The 15,074-nt window shown below is 47.3% G+C and carries 12 protein-coding genes; 6 read left to right on the top strand and 6 right to left on the bottom strand.

The annotated features are described in order from the left end of the window. Window positions 1-158: 158 nt before the first annotated feature. A complete protein-coding gene (locus tag CIK88_RS12000; protein WP_094436712.1) occupies window positions 159-1,592 on the top strand; it encodes a hypothetical protein in 1,434 nt (477 codons plus the stop codon). A 657-nt stretch (window positions 1,593-2,249) separates the two neighbouring features. Here the strand turns inward: CIK88_RS12000 and CIK88_RS11995 are convergent. Beyond that, a complete protein-coding gene (locus tag CIK88_RS11995) occupies window positions 2,250-3,695 on the bottom strand; it encodes an ATP-binding protein (protein ID WP_094436710.1) in 1,446 nt (481 codons plus the stop codon). A 930-nt stretch (window positions 3,696-4,625) separates the two neighbouring features. Here CIK88_RS11995 and CIK88_RS12715 point away from each other — a divergent pair. From CIK88_RS12715 to CIK88_RS11970, 5 genes are all read left to right on the top strand, one after another. Next, entirely contained in the window at window positions 4,626-4,760 is a 135-nt protein-coding gene (locus tag CIK88_RS12715) for a hypothetical protein (protein WP_256387696.1), read from the top strand. 11 nt (window positions 4,761-4,771) lie between these two features. Further along, on the top strand, window positions 4,772-5,002 hold the full coding sequence (locus tag CIK88_RS11985; protein WP_094436706.1) for a hypothetical protein: 231 nt from the start codon (window positions 4,772-4,774) through the stop codon (window positions 5,000-5,002). Window positions 5,003-5,251: 249 nt separating this feature from the next. Then, window positions 5,252-5,656, top strand: a complete 405-nt coding sequence (locus CIK88_RS11980) for a DUF4143 domain-containing protein (protein ID WP_254046900.1) — start codon at window positions 5,252-5,254, stop codon at window positions 5,654-5,656. 209 nt (window positions 5,657-5,865) lie between these two features. Then, a complete protein-coding gene (locus CIK88_RS11975; RefSeq protein WP_094436704.1) occupies window positions 5,866-6,750 on the top strand; it encodes a DMT family transporter in 885 nt (294 codons plus the stop codon). 98 nt (window positions 6,751-6,848) lie between these two features. Next, the gene (locus CIK88_RS11970; protein WP_094436702.1) at window positions 6,849-9,845 is read left to right on the top strand and encodes a glycoside hydrolase family 2 protein; all 2,997 of its coding nucleotides are present in this window, start codon (window positions 6,849-6,851) and stop codon (window positions 9,843-9,845) included. A 127-nt stretch (window positions 9,846-9,972) separates the two neighbouring features. Here CIK88_RS11970 and menD read toward each other — a convergent pair whose 3' ends face one another. From menD to CIK88_RS11945, 5 genes are all read right to left on the bottom strand, one after another. Continuing rightward, on the bottom strand, window positions 9,973-11,532 hold the full coding sequence (menD, locus tag CIK88_RS11965) for a 2-succinyl-5-enolpyruvyl-6-hydroxy-3-cyclohexene-1-carboxylate synthase (RefSeq protein WP_094436700.1): 1,560 nt from the start codon (window positions 11,530-11,532) through the stop codon (window positions 9,973-9,975). Window positions 11,533-11,562: 30 nt separating this feature from the next. Continuing rightward, window positions 11,563-12,609 (bottom strand): isochorismate synthase, encoded by a 1,047-nt coding sequence (locus CIK88_RS11960; RefSeq protein WP_094391101.1) that lies wholly within the window; start codon window positions 12,607-12,609, stop codon window positions 11,563-11,565. After that, on the bottom strand, window positions 12,602-13,015 hold the full coding sequence (locus CIK88_RS11955; protein ID WP_094391100.1) for a PaaI family thioesterase: 414 nt from the start codon (window positions 13,013-13,015) through the stop codon (window positions 12,602-12,604). The genes CIK88_RS11960 and CIK88_RS11955 overlap by 8 nt, the downstream gene beginning before the upstream one ends. A 9-nt stretch (window positions 13,016-13,024) precedes the next feature. Further along, a complete protein-coding gene (locus tag CIK88_RS11950; protein WP_094391099.1) occupies window positions 13,025-14,008 on the bottom strand; it encodes an ROK family protein in 984 nt (327 codons plus the stop codon). A 69-nt stretch (window positions 14,009-14,077) separates the two neighbouring features. Further along, the gene (locus tag CIK88_RS11945; protein WP_094391098.1) at window positions 14,078-15,058 is read right to left on the bottom strand and encodes an ROK family protein; all 981 of its coding nucleotides are present in this window, start codon (window positions 15,056-15,058) and stop codon (window positions 14,078-14,080) included. Window positions 15,059-15,074: the final 16 nt, after the last annotated feature.

Here is a 15,074-nt window from a genome sequence, read left to right as displayed (position 1 = left end):
TAACTTACAGATTGTAATTTTCTGCAAAGATAGTCATTTCTAACCCATAGAGTCATTTTTTGCTCGTATTTTGTCGCATATCAACCACTTACAACGATTGTTAATCGTTTTTAGTGGACACTAGTGTATTAACATCACCCTAAAAAGACCATACCGCCATGCACTACAATTTAACATTACCTATATTCTATTCAGATGTCTGTCTCATCTTCATCGTCACGGGCATCATCTGTGCCGTAGTGCGTTGGTTCCACATGTGTCGGCCCTACGACCAAGAGGCTGACTATTACTATCCCGCACGCCGACAGGTCACATTCTTCTGTGCAGCCGTGATACTGCAACTGCCCTACTTCCTCTGCCCCATGAGTGAGGCTGCCTGGCAGTATGTGCGCATCTTCAGCATCATCTTCTACCCGTGCTGTTTCTCTATGCTGTTTCAGCGCTACTTCCATCGGAAGCCATTGGCCGGACTCTTCAACGTGACCGTCTTCACCATTCCTATCTCATTACTCACCGTCATGGCAGTAACCATCCTTGCAGGTAGCGGCAACTGGTTGGAACAGCATTACCATTGGTTTCTATGGGTGATGGTGGGATTCAGCGTATTACTCACCGCACGACTTCTGGGTGTTATCCACCGCATCACACAACTCATCGACAACTACCACATTCAGAACTATGCCACCGAGGACGACTTTCCACTGCGCTTTGCCGAAAAAGTCATTTGGATGCCGCTGGTATGGATAGGCATTGCCTGGTTGCCCTTGCTCATAGGCAGTCGCCTGCTCATGGCTATCATCCATATCGTCTTTTCCGTTTGGATGGTTATATTCCTCTGTCTCATTCTCCATCCACAACGGTCAAAATCCGTCAATGATAACAAAAACACTACACAGAATGACGACCAAAGGCTGTTGATGGCGCAGACCGACACGCCTGCTGAAACAACTGACGACAACGAGAACGACACGGAGGCTACGACAGAGACAGAACAGCAGGAAGTGATTCTGGACGATGCAGAAACAGTGTCCGTGACTGAGTCTGCAACAACCGAGAAACAGCAACCGCAGGATCAAATGCCTACCGAAACAGAACCGTTGGCAGAAACAGAGTCTGACGATCCGCTCTCGGAGAATGTCCAGCCAGAGACGATCACCATAGAAGATATTGTTGCGGACAATCCTGAGGAGAAACCCGTCGCTGAGGCAGAGACACAGCAAGTCACAACAGCAACTACCGCTCCTAAGGTTGCCAAACTGCGAGCACGCTATAGTAAAGAGGCTAAAGAGGCTGTGTTGCAGGTGATCTTGCAAAACTATCGCGACAAACATCTGCTCAAGACTCAAATTCTCTCTGGAGTGGATAAGGGCCTGCGTTCAGGTGCCAGTCGTTTTATTGCCGAAGTGGGTTACTACCGTCTCGTCAACATGTTCCGTTTGGAATATGCTCGCCTTTATGCCAATGCCAATCCTGCTTCCACTCAAGTGGAAGTGGCATACGAATCGGGCTTCATCTCAGACTCTGCCTACTGTAAAGCCAAGCGCAACATCCAGGATATCAACACCGATTTTGTGAAGGGTGTCCACCTCTAATATCCTTTTTCGGAGCACCAACGAAAACAAAATCCGTGAGATTCGCATGCGACAATGAAATAGTGATGATCATAACATATCCATGCAGAAGCACCCCCAAACTACACGTTAAAAGCAAGAAAAGGCCAAAAATGCACGTTAAAAGCAAGAAACAACAGCCTTAAAACGCAACAAGTGGCCGTTAAAAGAAAGTTAAAAAGTGTTTAGTTAACGGCAAAAGAAAGTGAAAACTAAATTTTTTCTAAAATCTTCTAATTATGTTTCGTAACTTTGCAAACGAGAGTTAAATTCTCCACACCTAACAACTATACCACGTTAACACAACCATAAAACGAAGGACGAAGAATGAAACCAACCATATCAATATATATAAACTTACAAAAACATCACGAAACTGAAGAACATGAGAATGAACAACCCCACTGTCAAATGACTGTCGACCGCATTGCTTGCGATGGTCTTTTTGACAGTGGCATGCGAAAGCGATGACTTCAAAGGTAAGCATTGCTTGGGTATGTCCTCCAAGATTTCTTGCCGACAGGCAACCCCAAAAAGGTCACACGGAAATCACAGAAATCACAGAAATGTTCGATTCTGCTCATCTGGCTTAACGAAAACGGTGGCAAGAGTATTGTCCAACGTTTGACTAAGGTGTTATCAAAAGAGATCATTCATCGTCACTTCACTATTCACCAATCCGCTGTACATATTCTGCTTCACACCATAAGTCGTGATGAAAGTATGCAACAAGGCTTTCTTCGTCTTGGTTGCCACAGAGAATGAAGACATTCTGTCACGCAGTCGCTGCTCATAGCTGGCATCTATAACAAACTCATCTTTGGCATATTTCATCTCACAAATATTGATCGTGTCGTCGGCACGATCAATCAACATATCAATCTGCCCGCCTCGCCACTCAGCACCAGTAGAATCCACAAAAGGACGACAAGACCAGGAATAAACATTCGCCAAAACACCGGAAATGCCCAATGTTTTTTTGATTTGTGGGATATGATGCAGGCACACCTGTTCAAAAGCATAGCCACTCCAAGCTGTGCGACTTCCCGAATTGCGCATGTTACTCCAAAAATTCTGATCCTGTCCACTGTTATTTGCCACAAAACGGGTATAGAACAATGAGTATAAATCAGTTAACTGATAAATGGCATCCCTTTCACTCTTTCCTATGGTAGAATATTTTCTGATAAAGTCACATTTCTTCAGATTCTCCAGGATTTCAGATAGCTGTCCACCACCTTTCAGTTTCAATTCAGCCATCAATTCCTTACGAGTCATCCCCTTCATTTTTTCTGAAAGCACTTCTACTATCTTACGATAATGCATGGAGTCATGAAATAGGGATCGGAAGAGAAAATCAAACTCTCCACGTAATGGTGAATCCTGCGAGAAAAACAATCTATCAATGCACACGTCTAATGGTACACCATGCTCCAGCATATCAAGATAATAAGGAATACCTCCCAATATCATATAGACATCCAACACCTGCTGACGGGTAAGAGACAAACCTTTCAAGTCGTTTAAGAACTGCTCGGTCTCACCCAGAGAGAACGGAGCCAGATAAATCTGGCGAGTTACACGACCATACAGTCCGCCCTTATCGCCTATAAACTTGGACAACATCCACGTAGTAGAAGAACCACAGACGATAAGTTTCATATTAGGAACCATTGAAGCCCATGAATTCCAAAAATAGCTGAAAGCTGCGATGAAATTACTTTTGGGTGTATCCATCCAAGGCAATTCATCAAAGAACAGAACTAACGGTTCTTGTTGAGACACCCCCGACAGATATTCTCGTAAAGCAGCAAATGCCTCAAACCAAGTTTTCAGTCTCGGCACAGTCTGTTTAGTATAATGTTCCAATGCCATGCGAAACTGCTCCAACTGTACTGCACGGCTCACTTCATACATTCCTATAAACGAAAAAGCAAACTGGTCATTGAACATTTTTCGAACCAAAAAAGTCTTTCCTACGCGCCTACGACCATAGATAGCTATCAGTTCTGCCTTGCTGCTTTTACAACGCTCCAATATGAGTTTTTGCTCATACTCACGTCCTATTATCCCGTTTGTATTCATAACGTTCTGATTTTATTTCATTTATACCGTATCTTATTGGTGCAAAGATAAACAAAAAAACTGAGACACGCAAGGATAGCACCGCCCTAACTACCTTTTTTAACATAGTTAGGGCGGACTTATAAGCGATAGCGCCGCCCTAACTACCAATTTTTATATAGTTAAGGCGGTACTATCGCAAACTCATCCTCCCTTTTTTGTCGCACACGGAAAGATTATTATCCACGGAACACACGGGAGAATACGGATTTTTTTAGTAGCCTGAAGGCTAGAAATCTTTGGGGGGAAATCTTTTTAAAGATGTTGCGCGAGCGCAAGAAATATTTTATTGAGATATGATTAAAATTAAATATTGATTTCTGGCCATAGGCCAAAGATTTTTCTCAAAGATTTCCTCCAAAGATTTACCTATGGTTTGTTTTGTCGTGACTCAGCATAGTGAAAGCGAGCTCTCACTCTGTCTTCGCTACTCCAAAACATCTTGCCGACAGGCAACCACCAAAAACAATCCGTTTAAATTCCGTCTAAATTGGCATACGCCTTTGTTTTCTCGCCACGGCATAATCAAAGCGAGCTTAACTTCGTTGACTTTCCTCACGTTCGGAAAACATCAAGCGAGCTTGATTTTTCGTTCACTTAATCGGAAAGTTCGATTCTGCTCATGGCTTAACGAAAACAATCCGATGATTGTTACTTTTGTCCTTACAGGACGTACTCGGGTACATTGCACAATGTCCCCAGGGTGTTACCCTGGGCTAAGAAAACCATTGGGCTTTCAGCCCGCCTTTGCTTGTTTTGTTATTTCCAGCCCACCACTGCTTGTTTGGTTACTAACGCCCCGAATGGGGCAACATCTTCTTAGCCCAGGGTAACACCCTGGGTATGTATGGTTATTTTTTCAAACGTCCTGTAAGGACAAAAGTAAAATCCGTGAAAATTTACGCACTGGACAACGCCACGAACAGTATCAAGTTCAAGTACAAATATAGAAGTCATCATCTCCCAATCACCATTGACTACGGTAAGAACATCTTCGATGAGTTTTTCCATCCCACCTTCGATTAATCCACATCACGATGCAATCCATCCACATCACCACCCTCCGCAAAATCCTATCCAGTCCCGAACCCATCGACATCCGTCTATGGACTCGCAGCGGTGAGATCCAGTCCTGGCACCGTTGCATCTCCCTCAAATATGACTTCTATAAAGGCACAAGACGAATGAAACTGATGGACTCAAATGAAATCCGGCAGCTTCGAGATGTGTGTATATTTGAGGTGAATGGCATGGAGGTGTATATGTAGAGTAGCGAATTTGGCTAAAATTGTCAAATTCCTAAAGAAACTGTCTTATTTTTAAAAGAATAGCATTACCTTTGTTCCGAAAAAGTGGAACATGTACCACTTTTTCGGAATGTATGATAGTTAACAGAAGCACTTATATCGACCAATTGATTCGTTCTAAAGGCAACGGATTGATTAAAATTATAACAGGATTAAGACGTTCGGGAAAGTCTTTCTTGCTAAAGAAGCTTTTCCGACAGCACCTGTTGGATGATGATGTTTGGTGGACTTCCACAACTCTTAACTCAAATTGGCGATGATAAGAAATCCGATTTCTTGCGTAGGCTATACCGTACCGTATATCTCCGTGACCTATATGAGCGTAATGACATTACCTTAAAACCTGAATTTGAAGAGCTTTCAAAGACTGTGGCTTCAAGCATAGGCGCACCTGTCAATGCACTTAATATTGCCAACACTTTCAAGTCTGTAAGCAACGTTCAGAATATCACGGACAAGACGGTTTCCGTATATCTTGAATATATGCAAAATGCTTTTCTTATTGAGAAGTCTGAGCGATATGACATTAAAGGACGCAAGTACATCGGCTCGCTATCAAAATACTATTATCAAGATATCGGTTTGCACTATCTCTGGACAGGAGTCCCAAGATAGGCGGCACCTAACCTTAAGGTTTTCTTCCTCCTCGAAAGGCATAGTTCAAGCGAGCTTGACTCTGCTCTTTCTTCGTTCGTCAGTTCGGAAATAAAAGAAAAACACAGTTTTTCTTTGGCATTTCACTCGGTTTGCACTATCTTTGCATGCGTGTAGCGATAGCCACACAACAAAGACTGTATTGATTCGTGATAACACCAAAGATTCAGATGCCAAAGACAAACAATAACATCTTCTACCATCTTGTTGCATTCCTAACTGTAGCAATATGGGGCACCACCTTTGTATCTACCAAGGTGTTGATGATTAATGGTCTTTCGCCAGCACAGATATTCACGCTGCGTTTCACCATGGCATATGTGCTGATGTTCTGTTTCAACCATCGACGACTCTTTGCTGACTCATGGCGCGACGAAGGTCTGATGGTATTGTTGGGCATCACCGGAGGTTCACTCTATTTCCTGAGTGAGAACGAAGCCATGAACTACACTACAGCCACCAATACTTCACTCATCGTATGCTCCTGTCCACTGTTTGCCACACTACTGGTGCGGTTGGTCTATCGCTCTTCGCGCATCCATATCATGCAGTTGACAGGTTCACTATTGGCATTTATGGGTATGATCATCGTAGTGCTCAACGGCAGATTTGTGCTCCACCTTTCTCCCGTGGGCGACGCCCTGGCATTTACAGCCTGCATCTGTTGGGCATTCTACTCGCTGTTGATGAAGACAATGACCGACAAGTATAGTGCTGCTTTCATCACGCGGAAGGTATTCTTCTATGGTGTGCTGACCATCATACCTTATTATATATTGGTGCCGGGCGTGCCTTCCATGGCAGTGCTGACCCAACCCGTGGTTGTGGGCAACCTATTGTTTTTAGGCTGTCTGGCATCGATGATTTGTTTCCTGACATGGAACTGGTGTATCTCCAAACTCGGTGCGGTGAAAGCCACCAACTGGGTATATTTCAATCCCATCACCACGATGATCTTTGCCTCATGGGTGTTGGGCGAGAAGATTACCATCTATTTTCTGATAGGTGCCGTCTGTATTCTGACGGGAATGTATATGGCAGACCGAAAGACATAAGAGTCCTGCTACGGTCTGACAGCCCAACAATCACCGACAAACTACTACACACTACCCTACCAAACATCACATATTAACTAATCTAAAAAACAACAATTATGCAAATCAAAAGATTATTACTAATAGCCCTCTCTGCTGTTGCTTTACAGAGTGCGGCACGCGACAAGATCGACCTGTCGCCATTAGCGTGGGACATCACCCTCGATCCTCAAGCACAGTGGGCAAACGACAAACTCTTCACACCGCCCGTCACCATGGCATCGCTGCCAGTCAATCTGCCCACAGGCGGATGGCAGTTGCTCGACCACCCACAGAAGACTGGTGTGCATCTTCCTGCCACTGTGGAAGGTGAGATGTGGGGATGGAATGGTCAGACCTATGGTGTGACCGGCAATTATGTCGGCGTGTCATGGTTTCGCACGCAGGTTGATGTGCCTGCCAACTGGCAAGGCAAGCGCATCGCTCTGCAGTTTGATGCCGTGCGCTTCCGTGCCGAGATCTTCGTCAACCGCCAATTGGTGGGCTACGATTTGGTCAACAGCACTCCCTTTGAAGTGGATATCACCCCATACGCCAAGGTGGGACAAAAGAATGAGGTAGCTGTTCGCATCACCGACCCCAACGGCAATTTCAACTGGAAAGACTCGCAGTGTTATGCGTGGGGAGCCTACCTCACCAATCCCTCACATGGTTTTGGAGGAATCACAGGACGTGTTCACCTCGTGGCAACCGACAATACGTTTATCCGCGATATGTTTGTGGAGAACACCCCAGCCGCCTCTACCGTCAAAGTACACATAGCAGCAGAAGGCGTGAAACAAGCCACACCACTGAAACTCGAACTGAGAGAACGCGGAAGCAACAAGGTAGTATGGAGTCGTCAGGAACAGATGGATGGTAGCGAGAAAACCCTGACCCTCTCTTTACCTCAAGCCAAACTATGGAGTGTGGAAGAACCCAACCTCTACGAACTTACCGCCAAACTGGGCAACGATGAGTTGACACAACGTTTCGGATTCCGATGGTTTGAAGTGCGCGACGTAAAAGGTGACCGACAGTTCTACCTCAACGGCAAGCGCATCACCCTCATCACCGCCATCTCATGGAGTTTCTGGCCCGACAACGGTATTACTCCTTCTCGCGAGCTCGCCTACAAACAGGTGCGAGACGCCAAACAACTGGGCATGAATATGCTTAACTTCCACCGCACCATCGGCAATACCGATGTGCTCAACGCAGCCGACGAACTCGGTCTGCTCTATTTCGAGGAACCCGGCGGCAACCAATATCCCGCCAACAAGTTTGATGACGGTACAGCCTACACCCAGTTTTATTTCAACTACCGCAATGAGAAACTGGCACGTATGATACGTCGCGACCGATCACATCCATCACTCATCATCTATAATCTGCACAACGAGCGTGGTGCTTCACCACAGGCAGAAGACCGCCGACAGATGCAAATGGCACATCGCCTCGACCCATCGCGCATCCTCACCTATAATTCGTGCAACGGAAAGAATCCGGAGGGATTACCCGACGACCATTTCAAACTGCACCTGATGCCCGGCGATACCACCTTCCACAACATTGGTTGGTGGGACAACCACCATGCTGGCGGACCCGGTGTCTATCATGACTATATCTATAAAGGCAAGAACGACTACCTGCGTTTCTCTGATAATAAAGGCGAAATAGTATATTGGGGAGAAGAAGGAGCCATCGGCACACCGCCACGTCTGCAACTCATCCGCGACGAGATTCTCCGTTCGGGACGCACTAACAACTGGGAGGCTGCCGACTATTTAGCATGGTATGATGCCTACGACAACTTCCTCCGCACCCGTGGCTTCAGCAAGGCATTCCCCTGTGTTGACAGTCTGACTCGACAGATGGGTAATGTGGCATATTATTACCAAGGCCGTGTGATGGAGAATGTTCACATCAGCAACACAGTAGATGCCTATGCCATCAACGGATGGGAGTCGATGAAACTGGAGAACCATTCGGGTGTGGTAGATAACTACCGCAACCTCAAAGGTGATGCACAGCTGATAGCCCGTTACAACCGCCCACTTTATCTCTCAGTGAAACTCACCCATAAGGTGCTTGCCGTTGGCGATACGACGACTACCGATGTGTATATCGTCAACAGAAAGGATATCCACGGACCAGCCATGCTTCAACTCACCGCACGCGACGCGCAAGGCAAAGTATTGTCACGGATGAAAAAGCGCGTCAAAGTGAGTGGCGGAGTGGTCTATGGCGAGAATCTGATGACTGGTTGGAAGGTGCGCATTCCCTGTGCCGGTTATGTCAGCATCGAAGCCCAACTGCAACAACACGGACGCACCGCGGCTACCGGTGATGATAAGATCTATGCCGTGGCTATGAATGCAACAGGTATTGACGGTGTATGTGCCGTGGCTGATACCACTGGTGTACTGGCTGCCTACCTTGATGCACAAGGCGTGAAGACGGTGAATTACCATCGTGGCAGACCACAGGCAGACCTGATGATAGTAGGAGCCTTTGAACCCACACAGTTTGGAAGTGGATACAGTGATATTCTGGAGTGGGTTTATTCGGGCCACACCCTCGTCATTGTAGATAATCCCGTGCGCTGGGCAGATCTGCTTTGCGATAAAGAGGTGATGGACTATAGAGGTGAGAAAGCCTTGGGACGATCATGGTATGGTGGCAACTTCTTCTGTCGGTCACACCCCATCTTTGAAGGATTGCCCACCGACTGTGTGTTCAACTGGGAGTATCAGTGTTTTGCAGCCTACAATCGTCGCCGCATCGGTTTGCGCGACATGAGCGGTGAAGTATTGGTCGGTTGTGTGTCTGACCATCGCAAAGAGGTGTATTCGGCACTCTCCGAGATTCCTGCAGGACGTGGCAGAATACTCATTACCACACTCGACATCCCTGCTTGCCTTAAAGGAACGGAAGCCTATACGAAGAAGGTGGATCTCGACGGTATGAACGAGTCGATGAATACCTTCAACACTCAGGGCATGAACAAAGCCGATGCTGTAGGACGACAGCTGTTGCTCAACATGCTGCGCTATGCTTCCCAGCATAAGCAATAAACTCATATCGGACAAACAGCCGATTTTGAAATCATGAATATCGGGCAGGAAGAAACACCAAGATGTTTTCTTCCTGCCCGATTGCTATACTCCAAAAGCGATAATCGCTAATGACCGATTGATGGAATCAATCTATAGGATATCTGAGAATAGTCTGATAGTAACTGCGCATCACTTGCTCGTCAATAGCTGCATCGGTGGTGACTTCAAGCAACAAAGGACGATCGGATGCAGACACTAACCACTGCAACCCATCAGTAAGCGAATCAGCATCAACAGCGGTGCGATAACCCACTCCACACTGTTGGCAGATGCCTGCGGCAGTTGTATGATGGGCTGCCGACACCAAGGCGTCGCGAGCAGGACTCTTTTCCAATCCAGGTAAAAGGCGGAAAATGCCTCCCCCACCGTTGTTGAGCAGCAGAATGCGGAGATTGGACGGTAGCTGATTGTTCCATAATGCATTCTGATCGTAGAAGAAACTGAGGTCGCCGATGACACAGAACAAAGGCCACGGACTGACTGCCATGGCTTGACCGACAGCAGTGGACAGTGACCCTTCAATGCCATTGACACCCCTGTTGCACCATAATGCACCCGTAGCAAAACTATTCGCCAGTCGGATGGCGGTAGAGTTGGCATAATGGCGATAGACCATGGGCAATGCCGACAATCGCATTTCAAGTTGACGAACAGCAAGCAGCTGCGAGAAAGGAGCATCAAAGGTACTCACAGCCTCATCAACCTTTGCCGCCAAAGTCTGCCAACGCTGCACAAACGGATGGGGATCTTGTTCGAGCAGGAAGTGTAAATGATCAACCACCATATCGGAATCACCTACAATGACCTTAGTGAGATTCATCAAGGGGTCGCTGACCTCACCTGTTTCGTTGATCAGCCACGACTCTTTGGAACGTCGCAGAAACTTCCTTACCCGTTTGCTCACTATGGGTAAGCCAACATAGACCACGAGGTCGGGCACATAGCTCTCGTCGTGTTCTACCATCATCACCATCTCATCCAACCGATGGTTGAAGGGTTGACCGCTGATAAGCATAGGACGTTTGGACAACATGAACATACGGCCGATGTGACTCAACACATGGTTGGGCATCTCAGCCTCGATGCGTTCCATGCAACGAACAGCAGGGAGCGAGGGACAAGAGAAATCGAAAAGCGGTTCGCTGATGGCTATATTGATATGTACAGGCGCGCGATGTTCCAACAATGCCTCGTTGACCAACCGTTCGCAGTACCATCGTGTCTCATCATCAGCAGGTTCTGGCAATGAGACAGCCTTTGCCACAAAGCGTCCAAGCGCATCAGGTTGCGGCAGGGTCTGCCCATCGAGTTGGTCAATCCACTGGGGAGGACGGTCAGCAGAAACCACGACCAATGGGCGGTGACGATAGTAAGCCTCTGCCACTGCAGGGGCGAGATTGAGCAATGCCGACCCACTGGTGACACACACCACTACGGGTTGGTTGGTAGCATCAGTAATGCCCAGTGCACAAAAGCCTGCCGAGCGCTCATCGGTAAGCGGATGACACTGGATATCAGGACAGGCCTCAAGGTTGTGGACTATAGGAGCATTGCGACTGCCGGGACACACCACAGCATGGCGCACGCCATGGGCAACCAATAAAGCGGTGAGGATATTGACGTTTTCTTTCGATGAATAATACATCACGAGAGATTTAGTGTTTATAAGCAATGATTACTGGAAAAGACGACGCATAGTGTCGAGTTTCGCTTCGGTCTCCTGCCATTCCAACTGTTCGTTACTTTCTGGCAAGATGCCACCACCGGCATAAAGGCGACAATGACTGTTGAAGAGTTGCATGCAGCGCAAGGTGACATAGAGATGGGTTGTATCGTGAAGTGACAACGGTCCCATGAAACCACTATAATAACGACGGTCGTGATGCTCGTTGGCAAGGATAAACTGGCGAGCCTCATCCTTGGGCAGACCACATACAGCCGGTGTGGGATGGAGTGCCTGAATGAGTTCTCCCACCCTGTCGGTATTCGACAAGGTGAAATGGAAATCGCTGCGCAGATGTGCCAAATGGGCAGCGCGCACCGTGCGAGGACCATGTTCGGTGAAATCGGAAGTATAGTGTTCCAACACCTCAGTGACATAAGTAGCCACATACCGTTGCTCTTGAATATTCTTATCGCTCCACCGCACCTTGTCGCTGTAGGGCATGGTGCCGGCAAGAGCCATAGTCTGCCAGAAGCGACCACTGCCCGACAACAGAATTTCGGGAGTGGCAGTAAGCCATGTACCTGCCTGCGGAGTGGAAACCAATGCCACCATCACCCGTGGATAACGGCGACAGGCTTCGGCAAAAAGACTGATTGCCGTAAGACCTGGCTTACGCTTGATGTCAACACTGCGGGAAAGGACGAGTTTGCTAAACTCGCCATTGACAAGATGTTCGTGGAAATTGGCGAAATCTACCTGATAGTCGGCATGAGAAAAAGGTTGCGGTTCAATCTGCGATTCTATATTTTCTACCGAATCTACAGGAATCAATGCCTTCACATGGTCTGCACAAGCAAAAGTATATACCCTGTCCGGGCGCAACAGCAATATAGGACAATCTGCAGAAGGAGCAAAGGGAGCCATGACAAATCCCTCGCAGCCACACAGTTCGGCACACGATGGCAACTCGCGTGGCAGTCCGCCAATCTGATCCACCAGCACACACTGCTGTTGATGGGGCAAGCGATATATGGCAAAAGCTGTTGTTTCATTCATGGGATGGTATGATATAATTGGTGACACGCACAGTGGATATCAAATCACCAGACGTATCACGGAGTTCTACATTCCACACATGAAGGGTCTTTCCACGATGTTGCAATCGTGCAGTGGCGGTCACCGTCTCCCCTTCTGTCACAGCTTTGACATGGCTGCCACTGACTTCAATGCCCACACAGGCACATCCGGGACAGAGTGCCGACGAACCGACACCAGCCACATTCTCTGCCAATGCCAACGAAGCGCCACCGCTAAGATAGCCAAAAGGCTGACGTGTGCGTTCATCAACAGCCATACGTGCCATACAGATATCGTCCTCGGGAGTGGAGATAAATTCCATGCCGAGGACGGTACTGAGATTGGGACTGCTTGAAATAATTTGTTTGATATGTTCTATATCCATTCCTACAGCTTACTTAAACAACGAGTATTCCTTCACCGTCCATGCCAAGGCACTGGCTCCAAGGATGTCTCGCTCCCCTTCATCGAAATCGGAGAAGAACAATTCTATCTTGTCACGGCTATTGTGGAACACATTCTCTTCAAAACAAGCACGAAGGTCAGGCATCATCCACTTACCGAACATGGCAAGTTCGCCAGTGAGGATAACAGCTTCAGGATCGACTATGGAAGCATAGTTGGCAAGTTTCATACCCAAGATGCGACTCGTATAGCGCACGGTTTCCAATGCCACCTTGTCTTCCATTTCGCAGGCTTGCTTCAAGATCTTCATAGTCATTTCAGGCATACGGCGCAACATACTGTCCATTTCTGGATGCTGATCAAGGATCTCACGAGCAGTCTGTATCATGCCACGTGCCGAGACATAAGCCTCCAGACATCCCTCTTGACCACAATTGCACTTGCGACCACCCACTTTACAACAGGTATGGCCAAATTCGCCGGCATAGCCTTCTACACCTAAATGGGCACGACCATTACAGAAGAAACAACTGCCCAGTCCGCCATTGCCCAACAAGACAACGATGAAGTTGCGCATACCATGAGCTACACCATAAGCTGCCTCGCCTACTGCAGTGGCATGGGCATCATTACCCAAACCTACTGCCAAGCCCAAGCGGTCGCACAACATTGATGCCAAGGGGATGCGTCCTTTCCAAGGCATATTCGGAGAATTTTCCACACATCCCGTCACATAGTTGCCACTGGGCACACTGATTCCTACCGAACGGATGCTCTCCATGCCACCATTGGCTGCGATGAGTGATGTAATTTTCTCACAGAGCATTCCAGCGAAATCGTTGATATCGTGGTAGGTCGATATATAGAAAGAGTCGCGAGCAATAATGTCGCCACGCACACCGACAATGGCTAAGGTAGCCATATCGTATCCGACGACAACTCCCACTACTTTATTTTTTATTGTAACACCCATAATGCAATGTTTCTACTTTTTTATTGTTTTCTGTCATTCATAAAATGGGAAGCATGAGGGAGGAACTTACTACAAGAATAGTGAGTACTCTTTCACATCCCATGCCATTACACTGGCACCAAGAAGGTTGAGCTCCTGTTCGTCAATCTGAGAGAGCAAGAGTTTTACTTTGCCCTTCATATTATGGAACACATGTGCTTCAAACACCTCATTGACCATTTCAAGCAACATCTGGTCGCCCTTTGTCACATCACCCGTCAGGATAATGGCTTCGGGATTGACAAGAGAAGCATAGTTGGCTAATGCCAATCCCAGATACTCGGCTGTGCGATGCAATACTTCTTTTGCCAGTTCATCGCCAGCCACAGCCTCTTCAGCAATGGCGCGAACGGTCAGTTTATCTACACTGCGTAGCGTAGAGGGCAATTCGCTCTCTGCAAGAACTTCCCGCGCTGTTTGTATGAAGCCTTTCTGCGCTGTATAGGTTTCCAAACATCCACGTTTACCGCAACCACAAAGACGTCCACCAGGCTCGACACAAATATGTCCGACCTCACCGGAAAATCCATGATTGCCATTATAGACTTCTCCATTGCTGAAGAAGCGGCTTCCCGTACCACTGCCGATGGTGACGAGTATAAAGTTCTTCATGCCGTGGGCAGGACCAAAGGCATGCTCACCTAAGGCGAAAGAATAGGCATCGTTGCCAAGAACAACCGCAATACCCAAGCTATCGCGCAACATAGCAGCCAAAGGTACCACGCCTTTCCAAGGTAGGTTGGGCGCATTTTCAATACATCCAGTCACTTGATTGGCACTGGGTGCACTAATACCAATAGATCGTACGCTTTCGTATCCGCCATTGGCTTCAACAATCTCAAGGATGCTCTCTGACAACTTTAAGATATAGTCATTGATTTTCGGGTAATCTTCCGAAGAGAAACTATCCCTGGCTATGATATGGCCACGAATGTCTATCACTGCGTAGGTCGTCTGATCTACATTGATATCGACACCAACTACCCGTGTTTTGATTCTTTCGTGCAACATTTGCTTGGTTGTAATA

The sequence above is a fragment of the Prevotella sp. P5-50 genome (assembly GCF_002251295.1).
Lineage (GTDB): Bacteria > Bacteroidota > Bacteroidia > Bacteroidales > Bacteroidaceae > Prevotella.
The sequence above is the reverse complement of the archived record's forward strand: the minus strand, read 5'-3'. Positions and strand labels throughout refer to the sequence as shown.